At 49.5% G+C, this 23,768-nt stretch carries 21 protein-coding genes; 20 read left to right on the plus strand and 1 reads right to left on the minus strand.

Annotated elements, in window-relative coordinates; all coding sequences use genetic code 11:
• Positions 1–12: 12 nt before the first annotated feature.
• Both PDUR_RS11250 and PDUR_RS11255 read left to right on the plus strand, forming a co-directional pair.
• Complete coding sequence (locus tag PDUR_RS11250; RefSeq protein WP_042206343.1) at positions 13–2,304, plus strand: glycoside hydrolase family 3 C-terminal domain-containing protein; 2,292 nt, start codon at positions 13–15, stop codon at positions 2,302–2,304.
• 1 nt (position 2,305) lies between these two features.
• Entirely contained in the window at positions 2,306–3,124 is an 819-nt protein-coding gene (locus tag PDUR_RS11255) for a MoaF C-terminal domain-containing protein (RefSeq protein WP_042206344.1), read from the plus strand.
• 112 nt (positions 3,125–3,236) lie between these two features.
• Here the strand turns inward: PDUR_RS11255 and PDUR_RS11260 are convergent, their stop codons facing one another.
• Complete coding sequence (locus PDUR_RS11260) at positions 3,237–4,448, minus strand: MFS transporter (RefSeq protein ID WP_218918467.1); 1,212 nt, start codon at positions 4,446–4,448, stop codon at positions 3,237–3,239.
• A gap of 201 nt (positions 4,449–4,649) precedes the next feature.
• Between PDUR_RS11260 and PDUR_RS11265 the strand changes: the two genes are divergently transcribed.
• The 18 genes from PDUR_RS11265 to PDUR_RS11350 all read left to right on the plus strand — a co-directional run bounded on the left by PDUR_RS11265 (position 4,650) and on the right by PDUR_RS11350 (position 23,739).
• Positions 4,650–5,444: an SDR family NAD(P)-dependent oxidoreductase gene (locus PDUR_RS11265; protein ID WP_042206346.1), complete on the plus strand. Its 795-nt coding sequence runs from the start codon at positions 4,650–4,652 to the stop codon at positions 5,442–5,444.
• Positions 5,445–5,653: 209 nt separating this feature from the next.
• Complete coding sequence (locus PDUR_RS11270) at positions 5,654–5,887, plus strand: ferredoxin (protein ID WP_042206347.1); 234 nt, start codon at positions 5,654–5,656, stop codon at positions 5,885–5,887.
• Positions 5,888–6,256: 369 nt separating this feature from the next.
• Positions 6,257–7,579, plus strand: a complete 1,323-nt coding sequence (gene nifB / locus PDUR_RS11275; RefSeq protein ID WP_233277529.1) for a nitrogenase cofactor biosynthesis protein NifB — start codon at positions 6,257–6,259, stop codon at positions 7,577–7,579.
• Between the two features lie 81 nt (positions 7,580–7,660).
• The gene (locus PDUR_RS11280; protein ID WP_081949481.1) at positions 7,661–9,031 is read left to right on the plus strand and encodes a nitrogenase component 1; all 1,371 of its coding nucleotides are present in this window, start codon (positions 7,661–7,663) and stop codon (positions 9,029–9,031) included.
• Positions 9,015–10,337 carry a nitrogenase iron-molybdenum cofactor biosynthesis protein NifN gene (nifN, locus tag PDUR_RS11285; RefSeq protein ID WP_042206349.1) on the plus strand — a complete coding sequence of 441 codons (1,323 nt, stop codon included), beginning with the start codon at positions 9,015–9,017 and terminating at the stop codon, positions 10,335–10,337. Before PDUR_RS11280 ends, nifN begins: the two co-directional genes overlap by 17 nt.
• Positions 10,334–10,711: a NifB/NifX family molybdenum-iron cluster-binding protein gene (locus tag PDUR_RS11290; RefSeq protein ID WP_042206350.1), complete on the plus strand. Its 378-nt coding sequence runs from the start codon at positions 10,334–10,336 to the stop codon at positions 10,709–10,711. Before nifN ends, PDUR_RS11290 begins: the two co-directional genes overlap by 4 nt.
• A 30-nt stretch (positions 10,712–10,741) precedes the next feature.
• The gene (locus PDUR_RS11295) at positions 10,742–11,071 is read left to right on the plus strand and encodes a hypothetical protein (protein ID WP_042206351.1); all 330 of its coding nucleotides are present in this window, start codon (positions 10,742–10,744) and stop codon (positions 11,069–11,071) included.
• 557 nt (positions 11,072–11,628) lie between these two features.
• Positions 11,629–12,456: a nitrogenase iron protein gene (nifH, locus tag PDUR_RS11300; RefSeq protein WP_025692941.1), complete on the plus strand. Its 828-nt coding sequence runs from the start codon at positions 11,629–11,631 to the stop codon at positions 12,454–12,456.
• A 74-nt stretch (positions 12,457–12,530) separates the two neighbouring features.
• Positions 12,531–13,940 carry a nitrogenase vanadium-iron protein, alpha chain gene (gene vnfD / locus PDUR_RS11305; protein WP_042206352.1) on the plus strand — a complete coding sequence of 470 codons (1,410 nt, stop codon included), beginning with the start codon at positions 12,531–12,533 and terminating at the stop codon, positions 13,938–13,940.
• 30 nt (positions 13,941–13,970) lie between these two features.
• On the plus strand, positions 13,971–14,309 hold the full coding sequence (locus tag PDUR_RS11310; RefSeq protein ID WP_025692943.1) for a Fe-only/vanadium nitrogenase subunit delta: 339 nt from the start codon (positions 13,971–13,973) through the stop codon (positions 14,307–14,309).
• Between the two features lie 28 nt (positions 14,310–14,337).
• Positions 14,338–15,720 carry a nitrogenase component 1 gene (locus PDUR_RS11315; RefSeq protein ID WP_042206353.1) on the plus strand — a complete coding sequence of 461 codons (1,383 nt, stop codon included), beginning with the start codon at positions 14,338–14,340 and terminating at the stop codon, positions 15,718–15,720.
• Between the two features lie 85 nt (positions 15,721–15,805).
• Positions 15,806–17,347: a nitrogenase component 1 gene (locus PDUR_RS11320; RefSeq protein ID WP_042206354.1), complete on the plus strand. Its 1,542-nt coding sequence runs from the start codon at positions 15,806–15,808 to the stop codon at positions 17,345–17,347.
• The gene (locus PDUR_RS11325) at positions 17,332–18,672 is read left to right on the plus strand and encodes a nitrogenase component 1 (protein WP_042206355.1); all 1,341 of its coding nucleotides are present in this window, start codon (positions 17,332–17,334) and stop codon (positions 18,670–18,672) included. Before PDUR_RS11320 ends, PDUR_RS11325 begins: the two co-directional genes overlap by 16 nt.
• 46 nt (positions 18,673–18,718) lie before the next feature.
• Complete coding sequence (locus tag PDUR_RS11330; protein ID WP_052410183.1) at positions 18,719–19,786, plus strand: homocitrate synthase/isopropylmalate synthase family protein; 1,068 nt, start codon at positions 18,719–18,721, stop codon at positions 19,784–19,786.
• Positions 19,787–19,844: 58 nt separating this feature from the next.
• The gene (locus PDUR_RS11335) at positions 19,845–20,699 is read left to right on the plus strand and encodes a beta/alpha barrel domain-containing protein (protein ID WP_042206357.1); all 855 of its coding nucleotides are present in this window, start codon (positions 19,845–19,847) and stop codon (positions 20,697–20,699) included.
• A gap of 3 nt (positions 20,700–20,702) precedes the next feature.
• On the plus strand, positions 20,703–21,581 hold the full coding sequence (locus PDUR_RS11340; protein WP_042206358.1) for a substrate-binding domain-containing protein: 879 nt from the start codon (positions 20,703–20,705) through the stop codon (positions 21,579–21,581).
• Positions 21,582–21,871: 290 nt separating this feature from the next.
• Positions 21,872–22,960: a FecCD family ABC transporter permease gene (locus tag PDUR_RS11345; RefSeq protein ID WP_081949482.1), complete on the plus strand. Its 1,089-nt coding sequence runs from the start codon at positions 21,872–21,874 to the stop codon at positions 22,958–22,960.
• Complete coding sequence (locus tag PDUR_RS11350; protein WP_042206359.1) at positions 22,957–23,739, plus strand: ABC transporter ATP-binding protein; 783 nt, start codon at positions 22,957–22,959, stop codon at positions 23,737–23,739. The genes PDUR_RS11345 and PDUR_RS11350 overlap by 4 nt, the downstream gene beginning before the upstream one ends.
• Positions 23,740–23,768 lie beyond the last annotated feature (29 nt).

The raw sequence follows: 23,768 nt of genomic DNA on the forward strand, positions 1-23,768 counted from the left end.
GAGGACGAGCTGTTGCGCGAAGACATTCAATCATTCATTGAACAGATGACACTGGAGGAAAAGGCGGGGCTGTGCTCCGGTCTCGATTTCTGGCATACGAAAGGGATCGAGCGGCTTGGCATCCCCTCTCTGATGCTGACCGACGGTCCGCATGGGCTGCGCAAGCAAAGCTCTTCCCCGGATCACCTCGGTCTGTCCGACAGCGTGCCTGCGACCTGCTTTCCATCGGCGGCGGGCCTCTCCAATTCATGGGACCGCGCTCTTATCGAGCGGATCGGGCAAGCATTGGGGATCGAGTGCCGGGCGGAGGATGTTGCCATTCTGCTTGGACCCGGGGCCAATATCAAGCGCTCTCCGCTATGCGGACGAAATTTCGAATATTTCTCAGAGGACCCCTATTTATCTTCGGAAATGGCGGCTCATCATATCATGGGGGTGCAGAGCCAGGGGGTGGGAGCCTCGCTCAAGCATTTTGCGGCCAACAACCAGGAGCACCGGAGAATGACGGTCGATGCGGTCATCGATGAGCGGACTCTAAGGGAAATTTATTTGGCCAGCTTCGAAGGCGCCGTGAAGAAGGCGAAGCCCTGGACGGTCATGTGCGCTTACAACCGTTTGAACGGCGAATACTGCTCGGAGCATGACACGCTTTTGAAGGGTATTTTAAGGCGGGAGTGGGGATTCGACGGATTCGTCGTCTCCGATTGGGGGGCGGTGAATGACCGGGTCAAAGGGCTGACCGCCGGTTTGGAATTGGAGATGCCGTCAAACGAGGGGAAAGGCGATCTCAGCATCATCCAAGCCGTCCAGAGCGGCGAAATGCCCGAAGCCGTCCTGGATCAAGCGGTCCACCGGCTGCTATCCGTTATTCTCAAAGCGGCGAATTCGCTAGAGCCCGCTGCCGCATTCGATAAAGAGGCGCATCACCGGCTGGCCAGACAGGCGGCGGCTGAGAGTATGGTTCTGCTCAAAAATGAAGGGTCGATTCTGCCTTTACGCCGGGAAGGGAGAATCGCCGTGATTGGTGAGCTGGCGGTAAAGCCCCGATACCAAGGCGGGGGCAGTTCGCATATTCATCCGACCCGGCTTGACGATATTTTCGAAGAGATGAAACGAACGGCAGGGGAGTCTGCCGAGCTGATTTTTGCGCAAGGGTATCATCTTCATACGGACGATACCGATCATCTACTGCTGGAAGAGGCGGTAAGAGCGGCGGCGTCTTCCTCTGTGGCCGTACTTTTCGCAGGGCTGCCGGACCGCTACGAGTCGGAGGGGTATGACCGAACCCATTTGAACATCCCTTATAACCAGGTCCGTTTGATTGAAGCGCTATCTCAAGTACAGCCTAATCTGGTTGTAGTACTGAGCAACGGCGCCCCGGTGGAAATGCCCTGGATCACTAAAGTTAAAGGCGTCTTGGAAGCTTATTTGGGCGGTCAGGGACTGGGCGGGGCGATTGCCGATCTGTTGTTCGGCGAGGTGAATCCAAACGGCAAGCTGGCCGAAACGTTTCCTATGCGGCTTGAGAACAATCCTTCCTATTTGAATTTTCCGGGAGAGGGCGACCGCGCCGAGTACAAAGAGGGCCTGTTTGTGGGCTACCGTTACTATGACGCAATGAAGATCAAGCCTTTGTTTCCCTTTGGCTACGGATTGAGCTATACGAGCTTTGACTATACCGACATCGAGCTGGACAAGAAGGAAATACAGGATACGGAAACCGTTCAAGTTCACGTTAGCGTCAAAAATTCAGGCGACCGGGCCGGTAAAGAAATCATTCAGCTGTATGTCCGTGATATCGAAAGCAGAGTGATCCGCCCGGACAAGGAGTTAAAGGGATTTGCCAAGGTCGAGCTTCAGCCGGAAGAAGAAAAGACCGTTTCGTTTACGCTGGACAAAAGGGCTTTTGCCTATTACAACGTCACTTTAAAAGACTGGCATGTGGAGACGGGCGAATTCGATATCTTGATCGGCAAGTCGTCGAGAGACATCGTGCTGTGTGAGCGAATCGTTGTCCGCTCTACCACGAAAATCAACCGGACCGTTACCCGTAACACGGCGCTGGCCGATGTATTGGAGCTTCCGGACGCTGAACCGCTCATTCGGGAGCTGCTCCAAGAAAGCCCTTTTGCCCGGGTCGATGCGCAGGATGAAGTTTCGGCCGAAATGCTGGCGGCTTTTGTGAAATTTATGCCCCTGCGGTCGTTGACGGCCTTCGGCAGCTCGATCACGGATGACAGGCTGGAGCGCCTTCTCCTTGTATTAAACGGTGCAAATTCAGAAGGCTATGAGGAGGAGAGTTGAAATGATCGAACATTCAAAAAAACCTGAATATATCAGTGTCGGCGAGCTGTCGGTGGGATTCAGCGAACACAGCCTGGCGCCGACGCATGAGTTGGAGGGCAGCGAATACACATTTTATTATGAAGAGGGAAAAATAACACGGCTAACTTTCATCGACAGCGAACAGGTGAAATGGGTGATAGCTGTCGGCGGTTCGGAGCAGAGCTATGTATCCTTTTACAACGCGGTAAGTCCAAGACCTCATTGGTATTTCATTGATTTCATTATTGAGGGTGGCGATGAGGCCAAGCAATCCGTATCCATCCTACTGAATTTACGCAGCAATATAGCCTTGGTCATCACAGGCATTCTTCCGGGTGCGGCAGAGATGCAGATACCTATCATTCAGCGGGCGAAGGAAGCGCTACCTCTGTCCTCAGTAACCTGCTCTTTTGAACACGCCTCAATCGATGCTCCGTTTACAGCGCTTACGCCGCGCTGCGAAGAGACAACCGAGCTAATAGGCAAAAGGATCGAGTTCGTATATAGCTCCAAGGATGTGTACGAGCATATTTATCTGAACGAGAAAATGTACACTTGGCATTGCATCAATGGCAGCGAAAAAGGATTATGCGATACGGACCGCTGCTTCTATTATAAGCTGGATGATGAATTCTACCTGTTTGTATGGATGGAGAAGGTTATTCCTACTCTGGGCATTGTGCTGGAGGATCTTAAGGCGATGCGGTCATACGGAAAAATATACGGGTACGAGTCCCATGATGCGGGAACAACCGCCAACTTTCCCGTCGGCTCGTATGCCAAAGAGAAACAGTCCTAGCGGCTATATAATAAAACATCTGGTAAACGATGGGGGATGTCCCGAAAGCAGTGGTGAGTTGCTTCCGGAGCATCCCCCTTTTTCCAGCTATCATCTTGGGATCATTCTCAAGTCATAAGTTCTGCACATGTTCAGCAGGCATTGAAGGAGCAGCCTCCCGCTGATCCAGTGACCAGCTGATTAAGGTAACCAAGAGCCCGGCGGCCGTAACGGCTGCAGCTACCCATGGCAGTGAGCTAAGCCCCGGGCCGCTGTCGATCACCCATCCCCCCAGGTAAGCTCCTCCGGCATTGGCCAGATTAAATGAGCTGATATTCAGAGCGGAAGCGATGCTTGGAGAGCCTTGGGCTTTTGCCAGTACCCGCATTTGGAAAGCTGGAACGATCGTGAAAGAGGCAAATCCCCAGACGAATACCGTGAGCACAGCGGGGATTTTATAGCTGCTCGTTAGCGTAAACACTGCCAGAACTGCGGTCAAAAGCGCCAGCATTCCTGTGATTGACGGCATCAGCTTCCAATCCGCCAGTCTGCCTCCGACGGTATTGCCGATCGTCATGCCGACGCCGAATAGGAGCAAGATCGGAGTAACCGCACGAGCGCCAAATCCCGTGATATCGGTTAATATCGGAGCGATGTACGTAAAGGCTGTGAATACTCCGCCAAATCCCAGTATCGTCATGAGCAGCGCCAGCATGACCTGCTTGCTTCTAAGAACGCGAATTTCTTGGCGAAATCCGGAAAGCGTATCTCCCTGGATGCGTGGAACGAGAAAGGCAATCCCGATTAGGGAAAGGATGCCGAGAGCCGTTACAACCCAGAAGGTGGAGCGCCACCCCCATATCTGTCCGATGAAGGTGCCGAAAGGGACCCCGAGAATGTTAGCGAGTGTAAGCCCTGCGAACATCATGGCGATTGCGCTCGCTTGTTTGTCGCGGGGCACGAGGCGTGTGGCAACGATAGAACCGACCCCGAAGAATGTGCCATGTGAAAAGGAGGCTAGAACGCGGGCAAGCATCAAAATAAGATAATTGGGCGCTACTGCCGCCAGGAGATTTCCTGCGACGAAGATAAGCATCAGACTGAACAGCAGTGACTTGCGTGACAGACGGCTGGTACATATCGTAACCAACGGACCGCCGATGGCGACACCAAGCGCATATCCGGTAACCAGTAATCCCGCCGCGCTTAAAGTGACATGCAAATCACCAGCTACGTCCGGTAGAATTCCCATGATGACAAACTCGGTTGTGCCAATGGCGAACGCGCTGATCAGGAGCGCAATTAGCGCTAAAGGCAGCTTGCTTCTTTGAGCTTCTGTGTTTATTTTAATTACCTCCTTGTTTTGGGATAGGATGATCGCTTTTCAATGCTAATTATATATAGTGAATTCATTTATGGAAGTAGTGTCTTTTAATTCATATAGTTTCCCTAGAGGAAGTAATGCCGGGAGCAAGCCGTCATAACTGGCTTTCTGGATTTAACTGGATGAATAGGTTATTCTGTTGTGGAGGAGGGAGATTAAATTATGGAACTTAATTTAAAAGGAAAAACAGCGCTTGTTACGGGCTCAACGGAAGGGATCGGGAGAGCGATCGCCGAGGCATTGTCAAAGGAAGGCGTATCTGTACTGATCAACGGACGCAATGCGGACAAGGTGTCCAAAGTAGTGCAAGAAATAAAGGAATTGTATCCTAATGCAAATCCTCAGCCCGCCGCCGCTGATCTGGGGACGGAAAGCGGCTGTCAGGAGCTGATTAATCGGGGATTTGAAATCGATATCCTCGTCAATAACTTAGGGATTTTTAAGCCAGCGGAGTATTTCGAGATTCCGGATGAAGAATGGTTTAAGTTTTTTGAAGTGAATATTATGAGCGGAGTCCGGCTGACACGGCACTACCTTCAGCAAATGCTGCACAAAGATGAAGGAAGAGTCATCTTTATCGCCAGCGAAGCCGCCATTATGCCTTCACAGGAAATGGCGCACTACAGCGCGACCAAAACGATGCAGCTGTCGCTTTCCCGGAGCCTGGCCGAACTGACCACAGGCACCCGAGTGACTGTGAATACTGTTATGCCGGGTTCGACGCTTACCGAAGGGGTGGAGACGATGCTCAATTCTTTATATCCCAATGAAGGTCTTAGCATAGAAGAGGCTGAAACCAAATTTATGAAGGAAAATCGGCCGACCTCCATTATAGAGCGCCTGATCAGACCCGAAGAAATCGCTAACTTCGTGACCTTCCTGAGCAGTCCCTTGTCCTCGGCAATCAACGGTGCGGCATTGCGGATTGACGGGGGATTGGTGAGAAGTGTATTTTAATTCCAACAATTCGTGAAATAGACACATATGAGATCTATACTCTGAAATCGAATTATAATGTTAAAAAAAATGACTTATTAGTGTTAGGATTAAGTGTACAATATATTAATTTTTTATCTTTTGATAAAAACTATAAACTAAATCACATCCCTACTAGAAATTTCACTTTTATAATATGACTAATCATATATTATAGAGGAGTGGGATTTATGGGAAAATATGTAGTGGTTAAAAAGGATTCTTGCATTGCTTGCGGAAGCTGCGGTGCTTCGGCTCCGGATATTTTTGATTTCGACGATGACGGTTTGGCGGAAGTCACTTACGAAGGGGACAACAACCGCGGTGTGACGCTGATTGCAGCTGATTTAGAGGAAGATCTGCAGGATGCCGTCGACAGCTGTCCGACAAGCTGTATCAAGACATCGGCCAAAGCTTTTGCATAAGCTTCGCGTTTATCCTTGACCTTATAGTTCTGCCGGAAACGGATGCTGTCTCACAAAGACGGCATCCGTTTTTTCGTGGCGGGTGTGAGGGCTTTCATTTATCGCATCAGCCAATCATGAGAATCTTCTTAAAGAAAACATTAACATTTTCCATTGAAAGCGCTTTATGGAACTGGTATGTCATATATTCTAACACCCATTTCTACAAATGAGTTAAACAGAGTTTGGGGTGGTTGAACTAAGTTTTAATGATAATATAATTAAATAAAAATAGAATTTTTGGAGGTGGGGTTTTCGGAGGTTATAAATATATCTAGTTATATTTAAATATAAATAGATATAAATAAATAATAATTAGGAGGAATGGATATGGAGCCGGCATTGGCGCGTCACCCTTGTTACAATGAAGAAGCCCATCATCATTTTGCCAGAATGCATGCTGCGGTTGCACCGCGATGTAACATTCAGTGTCATTATTGCAACCCCAAGTTTGATTGTGTTAATGAAAGCAGGCCGGGGGTCGTAAGTAAGATCATTACTCCACAGGAAGCCTTCGACAAGGTTAGTCAGATTGCGGGAAGCTTGCCGAATCTCTCTGTAGTTGGAATTGCAGGGCCGGGTGATCCTTTGGCGAATCCCGAGGCAACCTTCGATACCTTTCGGCTCATTGCCAAGGCTTACCCTGACATTCACTTATGCTTAAGCACGAACGGGCTGATGCTGCCGGATTATATTGATGAAATTTGTGAACTGGGTATCCGTCACGTAACGGTTACGCTCAACGCTATTGACGCGAATATCGGCAGCCAGATTTATGCTTTTGTAAGGTACAACGGAACCCTATATAAAGGCAAGGAAGCTGCGGCTTTATTAATGAAGCGGCAGCTGGAAGGGATTAAAGGGCTGACTGAAAGAGGGGTTCTGTGCAAGGTAAATTCCGTTATCATACCAGGCGTGAACGACTCGCATCTTTCAGAGGTTACCCGGGAAGTGAAGAAATTGGGGGCTTTTTCTCATAATATTATGCCGCTTATTTTGTCTCCGGGCAGCAGGTTTCAAAAGGATGGTTTCAGGGCGCCAACGTTGGAGGAAATCACCAAGGTACAGCACGAATCGTCTCGTATCATGCCGGTCATGCGTCATTGCAGGCAGTGCAGAGCAGACGCTGTCGGGCTGCTTGGCTCCGACCTCAGCCAGAATCCTGAAATGCTTCCTCCTCAAAAAGAATATTCGGCTGAGCAGCGCGAGAAGCTTCAACAAGACATTCTCTCAAGAATGAAACAGGCTGGAGCGGATGCAGCTGCGGAGTGGAGCGAAGATGAATGGAGCAATGCCGTACGCATTGCTGTTGCCACAAGAGGCTCCAATGTAATCAATCAGCATTTTGGGCATGCCAAGGAATTTCTCGTCTATGATGTTTTAGAAAGCGACATTCGGCTCGTGGGGGTGCGCAAGGTGCAGGCCTATTGCAATGGAACGGCGGATTGCAGTTCAGGCGAAGAACCGTCCTCACCGCTGGCGGAGACGCTCGAAATGCTCAAAGATTGCAAGATGCTGCTATGCTCGGGAATAGGGAAAGGTCCAAGCGAGAGGCTGCGGCAGGCGGGCATCATCCCTTTAATCAAAAAAGGGAATATTGACGAGCAGCTGCTCGAGAACGCGCGGTATATGGGCTATTTCAAGAAAGCTTGAGGCTCGCTAGCTGAAAGGAAGGTTTATTAAGCAAAGAAGTTATGGCCTGAGCCTCGGATCATCTGGAGGAGGGTGACTCTGGTGCCAAGAGGAAATACTAACTTGTTCATTGAACCGGATTGCGAGCATAATGCTCAGAAGAACAAAGGCTGCGCGAGCCCTAAGCCGGGTGAGCTGACAAAGGGCTGCGCCTTTCAGGGCTCGCGAGCTGCGCTATTGCCTATTTCGGATGCCGCCCATCTGGTACACGGAACTCCCGGATGCCTGGAGAACAGCCGGGGAATGCTGGAGGCGGGAGCGCTCGGCGTTCCACTATCCAGGTTCGGCTTCTCCACCGGACTGACGGAAGAAGACATTGTGCTGGGCGGCGAGAAGAAGCTGATTCAAGCCATAGATTACATTGCTGAATCTTACAATCCTCCTTGCCTATTTGTCTATGCTACCTGCATCACCATGTTAACGATGGACAATCTGGACGCGATATGTGCGGAAGCAGAACAGAAATGGAATAAACCTGTTATTCCTGTTCATCACTCAGGATTCTTCGGCAGCAAAAATATGGGCTATAGACAGGCGGGCGAGGCGTTGTTCGAGAAGGTGATCGGCACCTCGGAATTGAATGAGGAGAACAAAGGCCTTTTTAATATCAATCTGATTGGAGAGTATCATTTCTCCGGCGAAGGCAAGGAAATCGAAGCCCTGTTATCGAGGCTCGGGATTCGGGTTGTGTCGCGTATCGCGGGACAATGCTCATTTCAGGACCTGCGCTGCGCCCATAGCGCCAAGGTTAACATGCTTGTGTGCAGCCGATCCATGATCACATTGGCACGCAAAATGCGCGAGAGCTTCGGCATTCCCTATTTTGAAGGGTCCTTTTACGGAACCAGAGAAATCAGGTTTTCGCTACAGCAGCTCTCCTTTCATTTTCAGGATGCCCAATTCGACAAGCGGGTGCAGCGTTATATCCGTAGAGAAGAGGAGCGGGTGCGCAAAGATATCTATCTACATTACAAGTCACTACAAGGAAAAAAAGTGGTGCTGTACACGGACGGAATAGAAAGCTGGGCATTTATTTCTCCCTTGCTGGAATTGGGGATAAAGATTGTTGGCATCGGGACGAATAAGAATGCCCTGGAAGATCTTTCGCGCATCATGGAAAGAACGGAGCAGGATACGATCCTAGTTAAAGAAAGCGACGAAAACCGGATTCTTCAGCTGTACCGGGAGCACAAAGCGGATTTGATGATTGTCAGCGGGCGCAATGCCTATGTACCACTTAAAGAAAAGCTTCCTTTTCTTGATATTGACCAGGAGCGGCACGGGGCGTATTCAGGCTATATGGGCCTTCGAAGAATGGCTCAGGATTTGGTCGACGTTATGGAGCAGCCGGTCTGGGAAATGGCACGCAGACGTTCGCCTTGGGAGGGAGAGCCTGATGAACACCATATCTGAGGCCGCACCAAGGTCTTTAACCATTAATCCGTTTCGGATAAGCCAGACAGTTGGGGGTGTGCTTGCTCTTCAGGGGATTTATCGATCGATCCCTATTCTGCATGGCGTTCAAGGCTGTGTGGAATCGATCAGAACCGTATTATCCCATCATTACCTTGAGCCGATCTCCATTGATAGCATACCCATGCATGAATACAACATCATTTTTGGCGGGCGTGAGACTATATTTGAAGTCATTGATCTTATGGTTTCCAAGCATGAGCCTGATGTTATAGCCGTTATAGGGACATCATTGACAGAAGTTGTCGGGGAAGATGTATTGGGAGCCGTTCATGCCTATCGCAGACAATGTTCTGATCTTTTACGGGAAAAGCTTTTATTCGGTCTATCCCTTCCTGACTATGAAGGTTCAATAGAGTCCGGTTATGCCAAAGCAACGTACGAAGTCGTGAAAGAAATGGTTCATTTAAACAGGAATGCCTCCGGTGAAAGACGAAAGAACCGTATTAATTTGCTGCCCGGTTCCCATCTCACCCCTGGAGACGTGATGGAGTTAAAAGAAATCATTGCTTCATTTGATCTGGAAGTTATCGTGCTCCCTGATCTTTCCTCTTCACTGTCAGGACATCTGATGACCGGTTACACGCCTCTGACCCGGGGCGGAGTTCCATTTGATTATATGAAGGAAATTGTGACATCTGGCTATACCGTAGCTGTTGGAAGCTCTATGGAAGCTCCGGCCAAGCTTTTGAAAGAAGCGTGCGGTATTCCCTACACCATCTTTCATGGGATTACGGGACTTCAGGAAACGGATGATTTCTTTAGCTTACTGCAGCGATACAGCCGAAATCAGGCTCAGGTGAAGTACCGCTGGGAGCGTCAATTTTTGCTTGATTGTATGCTTGACACCCGCTCGGTTTTTAGAGGAAAGAGTGTTATAGCCGCGCTGGAGCCCGATCATTTGATTTCCGTGTATCAATGGCTTGGTGAAATGGGGATCAAGTCCTTTCAGGCTGCTGCTTCTACCCCATCCTCAGCTTTAACACGCATTAAAGGACAGGTGCTGGCGGGAGGGGACTTGGAGGAATTGGAGCACAGAGCTCAAGCGGGGGCCGATCTGTGGATCAGCAATTCATATGGAGAACAAGCGGCGCGGCGTAATCGTACTCCTTTCATGCCGCTGGGATTTCCGGTTATTAACCGGTTTGGTGCCGCTTCTGCCGTAAGTGTGGGATATCGGGGGACGGCGGACCGGATCAATGCTGTTGGCAATGTATTAATCAATAGGGAGAGTGCATACCGATGAAAGTGGCGTTCGCATCCATAAACGGCAGGAGTCTTGATAGTCATTTCGGACACTGTCCGTCATTTTCTATATTCGAGTTCTCGGAAAAAGGTTACAAGTGGCTTGAATCAAGGTCTGTCCTGGATCGCCCTGTCAATGGAGAGGAACATGATAAGGCTGATCTTCGGGTTAAAGTCATTAAGGACTGCAAGCTGCTGTTTGTCAATAATATAGGAAACGATGCAACCAAGAAAGTAATGAAAGCGGGAATTATGATTCTTAAAGCTGAGGAGGGGTCCGAATTGATTCCACATTTGGAGAAGCTCCTTCAGATGCTTAAAGAGCGTCCTCCATTATGGTTAACCAAGGTGCTCTATCATTCGGAGGAACAATAAATCCATATTCTATTTGGGAGGAATTAGATCATGTCAGAAGTAGCGGATTCAGAAGAATTGCTGCAGGTGTTTAGTATTGAGTATGACCCCCAGTTGCTGGCGAATCATCGGGTTACCTTTGCTCTACTGCTCAGACAATATTTAAACCAGGCCAACTGTCTGGATGAGGAGATTCTTGTAGGTCCCGATGGAAAGGCCGATTTGTCGCATCCTACGCACTCAATCATTCGCGTTTGTCTTGAAAGTGCTTGGGCCGATTTGAAAAGTGGAGAAAAATGGGGCAAGTATGACAAAACGGGGGGCAAAGGGGGGCGTCAGTCCAAATCGTGCGGCTCCTGCAAATCTTCCTGCTCGGATTAACTTGTATCCCACTGGAAAAGTTCATAAAGTCTTGTTAACGTGCACTCCTTGGAATGTTCATTGGAACCCTTCTGGGTTAATCTCAATGAATTCTAAAGGGGTGCATTTTGCTTTATGGACGGCTTTTTCAGGAGAATTAAAGTGTTCGAGGGTAAACCGGAGGGCGGCTGATCGCACAGGATCATATAGGAGATACTTAGGTTACTATCCAAATTATGAAAGCGATGCTAAAACTATCAATAACACGCCCGAAAACAAGTTATGTTATATTAGTTGACATGAATTTTGAAGAAATTGATATGCTGAGGGAGAAAACCGTCGAATTCGTTGACCGTTCCGTGTTGCAAAGGCTAAGATAAGGTCAACAAAACAAAAACACATCACAAAATGTCAAATAAGATGACATAGATTGGGATGGGGGAGACGCTTTAACGGGTGTCTCTCAAGAAATAGTGGGAGGTGAGGTAAGCAGCGTCAGGAAAGGTGACCTGAACTTTACGGGTAGGAAAGTAGTTGTAAAAAAAGACTAAACCGAAAAATGAGAGGAGCTATTTCAAATGACAAGAAAAATCGCAATTTACGGTAAGGGCGGCATTGGTAAATCCACGACACAACAAAACACGGCTTCGGCAATGGCTTATTTCCACAAAAAACAGGTGTTCATCCATGGCTGCGACCCGAAGGCTGACTCCACACGGATGATTCTCGGCGGCAAACCGCAAGAAACATTGATGGATACGCTGCGCGAAACCGGTGAAGAATCCATCACGGTCGACAGTGTAGTAAAAACGGGTTATCAAGGTATCCGCTGCGTTGAATCAGGCGGTCCGGAACCTGGGGTTGGTTGTGCGGGACGCGGCGTTATTACCGCAATCAACCTGATGGAAGACCTTGGCGCTTACACTGAGGACCTCGACTTCGTATTCTTTGACGTACTGGGCGACGTTGTGTGCGGCGGTTTCGCAATGCCGATTCGCGAAGGCAAAGCAGAAGAGGTTTACATCGTGGCCTCCGGTGAGATGATGGCCATTTACGCAGCTAACAATATTGCACGCGGTATGCTGAAATATGCGGATCAGAGCGGCGTCCGGCTGGGCGGTATTATCTGTAACAGCCGTAACGTTGATAAAGAATTAGAACTTATGGAAGAATTCACTACCAAGCTTGGCACGCAGCTGATTCACTTTGTACCTCGCGACAACATCGTTCAAAAGGCGGAATTCAATAAAAAATCGGTTATCGAATTTGACGCTGCAAGTAATCAGGCTAATGAATATTCAGAACTGGCACGTAAAATTATCGAAAACAAAAGCTTCGTAATTCCTACTCCGCTGACCATGGACGAGCTGGAAGATATGGTTACCAAGTACGGTATTGTCGACTAATAGCAACAATAAATGCGGATAACAACGGATAAAAGCGAAAATGGTAAGGCCATTTTGTTAAGGAGGTATGGAACATGCCATTAAAACTATTAAAATGTGACGTTACCATCCCTGAACGGGAAAGACACGTATACATCAAGGAACCGGGGGAGGATACCACTCAATACCTGCCGATTTCCAACGCTGCCACCATCCCGGGGACATTGTCGGAGCGGGGCTGCAGTTATTGCGGAGCGAAGCTGGTAATCGGCGGCGTCCTCAAGGATACCATTCAAATGATTCATGGACCGGTTGGCTGTGCATACGATACCTGGCACACGAAGCGGTATCCAAGTGACAACGACAACTTCCAGTTGAAGTATGTCTGGTCCACCAACCTGAAAGAAAAGCACATCATATTCGGCGGCGAAAAGCAGCTGAAGCAGAGCATCATTGAGGCTTTCCAGGAAATGCCTGATATCAAAAGAATGTTCATCTACACAACCTGTGCGACTGCCCTGATCGGAGATGACCCGAAAGCTGTTGCCAAAGCCGTAGAGAAAGAGCTTGGCGATGTGGATATCTTTGTTGTCGAATGTCCGGGATTTGCCGGCGTCAGCCAATCGAAGGGCCACCACGTACTCAATATGGGTTGGATCAACGAGAAGGTAGGCACTCTGGAACCGACCATTACCAGTCCTTATACGATTAACTTTATCGGTGACTATAACATTCAGGGCGATTCTCAGGTGCTGGAGAAATATTTCCACAAAATGGGCATTCAAATTATCGCTCACTTTACCGGCAACGCATCGTATGACGATCTGCGCGGCATGCACAGAGCGCAACTCAACGTAGTGAACTGCGCCCGCTCCGCAGGCTACATCGCTAACGAATTGAAGAAACGGTATGGCATTCCCCGTCTTGATATCGACTCCTGGGGTTTCGAATACTGCCAGGATGCTCTTCGCAAAGTCGGCGCATTCTTCGGTCTTGAAGATAAGGCTGAGGAGGTTATTGCCGAAGAGGTTGCCAAATATCAGGAGCAAATGGACTGGTACCGTGCTCGCTTGAAAGGCAAAAAAGTATGTATCTGGACGGGCGGCCCTCGCTTGTGGCACTGGACCAAAGCTTTGGAGGATGACCTTGGAATGACCGTCGTAGCCATGTCCTCCAAATTCGGTCATCAGGAAGACTTTGAAAAAGTTATTGCCCGCGGCAACGAAGGTACCATCTACATTGACGATGCCAACGAGCTTGAATTCTTCGAAGTATTGGAAATGGTAAAACCGGACCTGGTTCTGACCGGACCTCGCGTTGGCGATCTGGTGAAGAAGCTGCATCTGCCTTATATCAATGGTCATGCTTATCACAACGGTCCATACATGGGCTTTGAAGGCTCTGTCAACATGGCCCGCGATATGTACAACGCCATCTATTCGCCGCTGATGAAGCTGGCTGCAATCGACGTTAGAGAAAAAGCCGCTCTGGAAGTAGGCGTGTAACAAGACCTGTTGATAAGGAGGTAGCGAAGAATGAGTGATAAAGTGGAACAATTAACGAAATTCATTCAGGAAAAATGCCTATGGCAATTCCTCTCCCGTACATGGGACCGCGAGGAGGCCATATCCGGTGTAATCAAGATGATCGAAACCCTGCAAACCGGCGGTCAACCGGTAATCGAAACACCGATTGACAAGTGTCATTACGCCGATGCCAAAGTACTGCTGACGGATATTAATAAAGCTTTTTCCTGGTTCGGTGAATTGAAGGCCGACCAGCTTGGCGAAGTTCTGCACGGTGCTGAAGCGCGTTTGAAGCAAATCACCATCACCGGTTCCTTGAACGGTGAACTGAATCATCAATTGTACTAATCGTGATAAAGGGAAAGAGGTGACAGATATGTCTTTGGAGCTTAAACAAAAAGAACGATGCGGTATTATTAACCCTATGTACAACTGTCAGCCTGCTGGCGCGCAGTTTGCCAGCATCGGCATTAAGGATTGCATTCCGCTGGTGCATGGCGGGCAAGGCTGCAGTATGTTTGTCCGTCTTCTGTTCGCGCAGCATTTTAAAGAGAACTTTGAAATTGCGTCTTCTTCGGTTCATGAGGAAGCGGCTGTATTCGGAGCGGTCAAGCGGATTGAGGAAGGTGTCATGACGCTGGCACAGCGTTATCCGGACCTTAGAGTGATCCCCATTATTACAACCTGCTCGACGGAAACGATCGGTGACGATATCGAAGGAACGATCCGTAAGGTCAACAAAATGCTGGAGGCTGAATTTCCTGGCCGGGAACTTCACCTGGTTGCCGTCCACACGCCGAGTTATAACGGAAGCCATGTCTCCGGTTATAACGTAGCGGTTCAATCCCTCACGAAAACCCTCGCCAAGAAAGGCGAGCCCACTGGCAAGATTAACTTTTTCACGGGCTGGCTGAACCCGGGCGATGTGAAGCAAATCAAGCATATCTTGAGCGAAATGGGTGTGGAAGGAAATATTCTGCTCGATACGGAAACCTTCGACGCTCCGACCATGCCGGGCAAGGATGCCTTTGCCTATGGAAGCACAACGGTAGAGGATTTCGAGAACAGCGCCAACGCCAAAGGCTCCATCTCTTTGTGCAAGTATCAAGGGGCCAGCGCTGCAAACTTCCTGCAAACCAAATTCCAGGTGCCGTCCGTCGTGACCAATACGCCAATCGGCATTAAAAATACGGATTTATTCCTGGAGGAAATCTCCAAGATGTCCGGCCAGCCTATTTCGGATTCTCTCGTAGAAGAACGGGGCAGAGCGATTGATGCGATGGCCGACCTGGCCCACATGTTCTTTGCCAACAAGAAAGTGGCTATTTTCGGCGATCCCGACCTGGTCATCGGTTTGGCTCAATTCTGCCAGGAGGTTGAGCTGGAGCCTACGCTGCTGCTGCTCGGAGACGACAACTCCGCTTATACCAAAGACGAGCGTCTTGCGGAACTGGAGATGAACGCAACCGCTCCGATGGAAGTGATTTGGAACGCCGATCTCTGGGAACTGGAACGCCGCGTAAAAGAAGGTCAACAAATTGATCTGATCATGGGCCACTCCAAAGGCAGATATGTCGCCACGGATAACAAGATTCCTATGGTTCGCGTCGGCTTCCCGACCTTTGACAGAGCGGGCTTGTGGAAGTATCCGGTCATCGGATACAAAGGGGCGGAATGGCTGGCGGAGACCATCGCCAATACGCTGTTCGTCGATATGGAATACAAGAAGAATAAAGAATGGATCTTGAATGTCTGGTAAGAAGATTTCAAGCTGGTTTTTCAAGGGGTACCTAGCGTACCCCTATTACTCATATTAAGAAAACAAAGCGGAAGGAGCGGGGAAAATGTCTATTGAAACAACATTTTCGGATAGCATCGTCTTTCATGGGCCGTTAAGCGAGCTATACCAGCTGGCAAAAGAAGGGAAAATCAAAACCAGCTTACAGGGCAGTCATACCCGTCCCTGCAAATTCTGGACGGCGACGAAAATATTGAGCGGTATCCAGAATTCCGTAATTATTGCCCACGGGCCCAGCGGTTGCGCCTTCGGCGTCAAGAAGGCTTACAAGTTGACGAATTCCCGTAATAGCGGCTCTCCCTATGAAGCGGTCATCAGTACGAATATTGATATGAAGGGAGTCGTTTACGGCGGCGAGAAGGAACTGAGAGGGGCAATACGTGAAGTTGACAACAAGTATCGTCCTGACGTGATCTTCGTTTCCACCAGTTGCGCCACAGGTATCATTGGCGATAATGTGGACGCTGTTGTGGACAGCTTGAAGGACGAAGTGAACGCAGAGATCATGACTATACATTGCGAGGGCTTTGCCGGTGAGTACCGAAGCGGCTTTGACCTTGTATTCAAGCAGTTGGTTAGGCTGATGGAGCCCCGCGATCCAGAGAGAACAGCGGCGTTGGCCAAATCCGTTAACATTGTTGGGGGTAAAATGGGTCCCGAACGGACGGAAGTGGATACGGACGTTAAAGAGCTGGTGCGTCTTGTGGAAGGAATGGGAGCTCATATCAATAGTGTCATTGCAGGAAACTGCACACTCGAGGAATTGAAGAATGCGCCAAGCGTAGCGGTGAACTGCACGCTTTGCCTGGATCTTGGCTATACCATAGGCAAGGAAATGAAAGAAACGTTCGGAACTCCGCTGAATTCGACCATACTGCCTTACGGAATAAGCGCAACAGAGCGCTGGCTGCGCGAGGCGGCGAAATATTTAGGTATGGAAGCTGAAGCTGAAGCATTGATTGCCAGCGAATACGGAGCCATTCAGCAGGAAATAGAGGATGCAAGGGCGCAGCTTGAAGGAAAACTGGCTATTGTTGAAGCTCATGACGCCATTAAAGCCTTGTCGATTGCGCATATGCTGGAGAAAGATTTCGGCATGCGGGTCGTTATCTATAATTTTCACCCATGGAGTACGGAAGCAAGAGAAACGAGCATCGACTATTTGCTGGAAACGGGGATGGACCCGGAAGTGTTGATCACAAAAGGAACGCTTAAATTCGGCAAATACGAATCCATGAAGCAAACGGAGGAAGAGCTGCTGGCCTTTCTCGGAAGTGTGGACCCGGTGTCAACGGTCTATTTCGGATCGTCGCTCAGTTATCCGGCCATTCCAGTGGTTGATTTGAACGCCATTCTGAATCGTCCGCGCTTTGGCTTTCGCGGCTCGTTAAAGGTTGCACAGTGTATTCTGACATCGATGCAATATTCGTTCCGTCCGCGCAGCTGGCTGACCAAGAAGATGGTATTTCCCGAGCAGTCCCAAGGATTGGCCTCCGCTTCGTCCCTCACGCCTAAATGGAGCGAAGAAGCGCCGGATTGCACGCTGTATGCAGCGGAAAGGAGGAAGGGAAGATGTATGATGAATTAGAGTTCAGCCACTGTAGTCACAGTAAGGACCCGATTATCGGCTGTGCGCTTGAAGGCGTGGCGAATGTGATTGCCGGAATCAAGGACGTCAGTATCATTATCCATTCTCCCCAGGGCTGCGCATCGACTGTTGCAACGGCTTTCGATAAGCACGAAATTGATTTTACCAGACGAAAAGTGGGCTGCACCCGCTTGTTCGAGACGGATATCATTATGGGCGCTTCCGAGAAGCTGGCCGGCATGATCCGGGAAGCGGACCGAACGTTTAACTCCAAGGCCATGTTTATCGTAGGCACTTGTTCCGCTGACATTATCGGAGAGGATATTGACGGACTATGCAGGGAGATGCAGCCGGAGATTAAGGCCAGGCTGATTCCCGTTATGGCGGGGGGGTTCCGGGGCGACAGCTTCGCCGGCATTGATATGGGGCTTGAGGCCCTGCTGCCTTTGATTCCGAAGCAGGAAATCAAGCTGGTTAACAAGGTAAATCTCATTCTCCCTCAATCCAATCTCAATCCGACATGGCAGGCTGACCTCCTATGGGTCAAAGAGGTTCTCCGGGAGATGGGAGTGGATGTGCTGTCAGTGCTTCCCCACAACATGGCGCTGGAGGAGCTGGAAGAAGCGGGGTTGGCTTCCGCCAATATTTTGTTAAGCCATGATGCCGGTTATAAGTTTGTGCGCAAATTGGAAGAGCGGCATCAGATTCCGTTTATCCTCGGTGATGTTCCCCTGCCTGTCGGATTATCCAATACGGCGCGTTGGCTAAGGGCGGTGGGCCGTTACTTTGGAGCGGAGGAGAAAGCCGAGGAGATCATTACCCGGGGGGAGAAGCTTGTCGTAGATACGCTCCGGAAGAGAGCCTTAATGATTATTCCCCGTTACAGAAATTGCAGAGTCGCGTTATCCGCGGATGCGACTTTAGGGATCGGCATGGTTCGGATGCTGTTCGAGGAACTCGAAATGATACCCGAATTGGTGCTGCTTCACTCGGGTACCCAAGAGGCCCGCGAGCTTTTAGTTAACGAGTTGAATGAACTTGGGCTCACGCCTGGAGTCGCTTTCTCCGTTGATGGTTATCAGCTAAAGCAAGCCATTTCGGAAGCGAAGACGGATGTGGTGATCGGATCGGCATGGGAGAAGTATATGGCGGAGGAAGCGGGGATCAAAACTTCCTTTGACTTGCTTAGCCCGACCAACCGGGATGTTTATATGGATAGGGCTTATTTTGGATACGAAGGTATGCTCAATATGCTGGAAGTATTCGGGAATGATTGGGAGCGTTCCTATCGTTCCAAAGCGATCAATTGGGAGCAATTTGCGTGATCAAGCCATGATGCCGGGAATTGATTAGAGGAGAGAGGTGCGGAAAATGGTTTCGCTTATTGATTATACACTTGACGAGGCTTTGCGTCGGCGTGTTCCCCAATCCGCCATTGCAGGAATACTGGATACTCTGCAAAAGTACAATGTTGAAATGCATGACATTTCGTTAGAGCATATGCCGGAATACCGGAATATCTTAAGCGACGCCAGTCTATTAGAACGGCTCCGCTGCAGAGTAGCTCCTTCAATTTCCGAACTGTCCAAAGCGTGCGGAATGGGGTTCAAGAAGATGGCTGTTGTATGGTCCAATAAGCTGAACCCTGTATCCCTATCGAAGCTTGAAGCGGCATTATATGCGGTGCGTAATGCGGGAGCCGAGCCGTTCTTGTGTATTGAGGATGCTTCGCGATCCTATTATGCGGAATTTGACGTGTATTGGCCGATAATTGAGCGATATGATGTGCAAAGGCTGATTTACTGTGACAGCAGCAGCGCTATGGACCCGTTCATCGTTCGGCGCAGCTTGATGGAGCTGCTGGAGACGGCGATCTGCCCGGTTGAATTCTGTGCAAGCAATACGTTCGGTCTGGCAACAGCGAATAGTCTTGCGGCACTGAAAGCGGGTGTAGAGCATATTGGCACATCCGTCAATGGAGTCGGACCGAAGGGAAGAACGGCTATGGAAGAATTACTGATGGCCGTGCGCCATTTATGGAAAGGGCAGACGCCGCCGGGATATACGCTGGCCGATGACTGCTCTTCGATCTTGTCGGCAATGAAGATGGAGGTGCGGGTGGATAAAGCCATCATCGGCGCCAATGTGTTCGCGCATGAATCCGGAATTCATGTGGATGGAATTGCCAAAAATCCGGAGTTATATGAAATGATAAAGCCCGAGGAAGTGGGGCTTAAACGGCAATTGGTGATTGGTAAGCATTCGGGCACCGCTTCGCTTAAATACAAATTCAGGGAATGGGAAATGGAGCTTGAACAGGACGATGCCGTTCAGATGCTGGAGCAAGTGAGAGAGCTCGCCGAACAACAGAAGAATCCTTTAACGGACCTTCAGCTTATGGATCTGTACCGGAGACGGCTTATTTTTATACATGAGTAATTATATTAAGTAATTATATTAATACCCCTATTGGAAGAACGGAAAGGAGAGGATTAGAATGCAGTCGAAGGTTTCGTTCCAGCTTGTTGATACTACGATGCGCGATGGGGAACAAACGGCGGGTGTCGTATTCTCCCAGGAGGAAAAACTGCAAATGGCTGTAAAGCTTGATGAGGCGGGTATTCCCTGGATTGAAGCGGGGATTCCGGCTATGGGCCGCCGCGAACAGGAGACACTCAAAGAAATGCTGTCGCTGCCGCTTCGAGCGACTCTCATTGCCTGGAACAGAGCGGATGAAGCCGATATTCGCGCTTCCATAGCTTGCGGCTTCTCGCATATTCATCTGTCTCTCCCGGTATCCGATCTTCATATTCAGTTTAAGCTCAAGAAAAGCCGCGAATGGGTGCTGGAGCGCCTTCAGCATATTTTGCAATTTACGAAAAGCTTTGGCTGTACGGTATTTGTGGGAGCGGAGGATGCTTCAAGGGCGGACCCCGAATTCCTGCTTCAATATGCGGATGTGGCGTCCCGCTTCGGGGCCGAGCGTCTTCGTTACGCAGATACGGTCGGTTGTCTGGACCCTTTCGAGACATTTAGCAGAGTAAACCATCTTGTGAGCAGATCCAGCTTGCCGGTGGAATTTCACGGCCATAATGATTTTGGACTTGCCGCCGCGAACACGTTATCGGCGTTTCATGCGGGCGCGGCGCTGGCAAGCGTGACGATTTCGGGTATCGGGGAAAGAGCGGGGAATGCCTCGCTGGAGGAGGTTGTCACTTCGATGTCGCATCTGTATAGATTCTCATGCGGCCTTCAGCTTCCTGTGCTGCCTGAGCTAACGCATCTGCTCTCGCGGGCGAGCGGCAGACCCATTCAGACTTATCGGTCAGTTATGACCGCGATGAACGGGTAGCCGATGACTCAGGATACATTTTATACCATTGACGAAGTCGCCAAGCTGCTAAGGGTTTCAAAATTAAAGGTATACGACATGGTAAAGAAGAGGGAACTTCCGTCTTTTCGGGTCGGCAGGCAAATCCGGATTGATTCCACTGACTTCAGCCGCTACAAAGATATAGCGAAGGAAACAGCCGCAGAGCAGTATAAACCTTCAGATACGAACCAGTATACTGCGGAGTGGTTTAACAACCGTCCTCGTCCATTTGTCATAGCCGGTGAGGATATGAGTCTTGATTTGGTGGCGCGATATATGACTAAGGGCCGGGAAGGATTTCGCCCGCTTCGTTACTGCGGAGCAGGGCTTGCCAATCTGCGCTCCTTGTATCGTGGAGAGGTTGACATGGTCGGCTGTCATTTGTTCGACTTTGAATCCGGGGAGTACAATATACCTTACGTCAAAAGATTGCTGATGGGTGTGCCTGTGCTTGTTATTAGGCTCTCACGGCAATATAGAGGAATATATGTGCAGAGAGGAAATCCTTTACGCATTCAGAACTCAAATGATCTTGCCCGCGAAGACATTTGTTATTACGCCCGTAATTCAGGTTCGGGGACAAATTTGGAAAGTACGGATCTTGAGGCTGCCCTGCAAGTTGCCAATGGCGCCGCAGATGCATCCATTGGGATTGAGTCCTGTGCCTTCAAGGCTAATGTGGACTTTGTTCCGCTTACCGAAGAACTGCATGATCTTGTGATTCTAAGAACACCGCAGAACTTGAAATTAATCGGCGAGGTTGCGGATATCATCCGTTCAGAGCCGTTTCGCAAGGAACTGTCCGTTATTGGAGGATACGATTTGACGGAAAGCGGACGTGTTGTTTATGAAGCGATATAGCGGGCAAAAGGAAGGATTGCATGCATAACCGGCCAAGCGGTATTCCGCCTGGCCGGTTTGTTTGTGCTCTAAAATACGCGATATTTTCCGATAAAGGGGCAAAATTGGCAACGTATACATTATAGCCGTGAAATCGATTACATCATGTCTATGTAACAATACATGACACTCATGTTGAACTTAATAGTAACCCTTCCAAATTCCGTTGACTGGAAAAAGGAGTCAAAGTAACATTGAGAAAAAACACGGCTTTTGTGTAATGAAACTTAACAAATGTGGAGGTGTTTACTGTGGAGTATGTCAAAAAAGGTGTCATTGAATCAAGCGATGTGCTGCTGAAGTCGGATTCGCGCCGAAGCTCAAGCAGGAAGAAGGCGTCTATCCTTACCGTGCTCGCCGCTGTACTGATTGCCGTAATCTGTATTTCCGTTACGGTGGGCAGATATTCGGTTCCGCTGTCAGAAATGATACACATTCTCTGGGGAAAGCTGTTCGGAGCTACCCCTACATGGTCGCTTTCTGTAGAGACAGTGCTGCTGCACGTTCGAATTCCCAGAATTATTAAGGCCCTTTTGGTGGGAGGAGCTTTGGCGGTATCCGGAGCAGCTTATCAAGGGCTGTTTAAGAATCCGATGGTATCACCCGACATACTGGGGGTATCATCAGGAGCCGGCTTTGGCGCTTCCCTGGCCATTCTGTTCTCCTTCGGAACGATTGGAATCCAGCTTGCCGCTTTCGGCTTCGGTCTTGGAGCGGTAATACTCACCTTCTTCATCAGCGCTATCATCGGACGCGGTAAAAGCTCCATCCTGGTACTGGTGCTTACCGGAATGGTGATCTCCACCTTATTCGCCTCGTTCACCTCAATGACGAAATACCTTGCCGACACGGAAAATAAATTACCCGATATCACATATTGGCTGATGGGGAGCCTGGCTCGTTCAACCAGCCTGAAAGACATCATCATTCTTCTTGTTCCTGTTCTTGTAGGCTGTATCCCGCTCTTCCTGATCCGGTGGAAGCTGAATGTGCTCTCCTTCGGAGAGGAAGAAGCCCAGGCGCTGGGGATTAACACTACCAGACTGCGGCTGCTCGTCATAGGCTGCGCGACGCTCCTGACAGCCTCGGCTATTTCCGTAAGTGGCATGGTTGGCTGGATCGGACTCATTATTCCTCATGCGGCCAGGCTTATCGCCGGTCCCAATTACAAAATGCTCCTGCCTACGTCCATTCTGATCGGCAGCGCCTTCCTGCTGCTGGTGGACGATATCGCCCGCAGCGCATTCGCTGTTGAAATTCCTCTCAGCATACTTACCTCGCTGATTGGCGCCCCCTTTTTTCTGTACTTGCTGTTACAGGGAAGGAAGGCATGGATATGAAGCTGGAAATCAAGAACGTCTCTTGCGGCTACGGTTCAAAGGTTGTGCTAAGCGGCATATCCATGGAAGTGAATTCCGGAGAAATCCTGAGTCTTCTAGGACCTAACGGAGTGGGAAAAACAACTTTATTCAAAACGATGTTGGGATTCTTGAAGCTTATTGACGGTGAAATCCTGCTGGATGGTCAGGATGTGAGAAGCTGGTCCAGGAAGAAACTGGCAGGCGCAATCGGTTATGTTCCCCAGGCGCATACGCCCCCGTTTCCTTTTTCCGTAATTGATGTGGTGCTTATGGGGCGGGTGGCTCACTTGGGCGCTCTCTCCTCTCCCTCCGGCAAGGATGTAAAGATCGCCGACGAGGCGCTGGATTCTTTGGGAATTTCTTATCTGAGGGACCGGATTTATACGGAAATCAGCGGTGGTGAACGGCAGATGGTGCTGATCGCCCGCGCCCTAACCCAGAAGCCCGACATACTGGTCATGGATGAGCCTACCTCGAATCTCGATTTTGGCAATCAGGTTAAGGTGCTGAAGCAGGTTAACCGCCTGGCTGAACGGGGACTTGGCATTGTAATGACGACCCATTTTCCGAATCATGCTTTTCAATGTCCTGGCAAAGTGGTGCTGCTGCAGCGAAATAACCGGTTCGTTTATGGAGAAGCGGATGAAGTCGTAACCGAGAATCATCTGCGCGCCGCCTATGGCATTGATGTCGTTATCAAGGATATCATGCTGCCTAGCGGGAATGCCGTTCGATCATGTGTACCATTAATTAATTAATAAAAAATATTAAAGTGGGGGTAATGCAA

This window comes from Paenibacillus durus (genome assembly GCF_000756615.1).
Classification (GTDB): Bacteria; Bacillota; Bacilli; order Paenibacillales; family Paenibacillaceae; genus Paenibacillus_AQ; species Paenibacillus_AQ durus.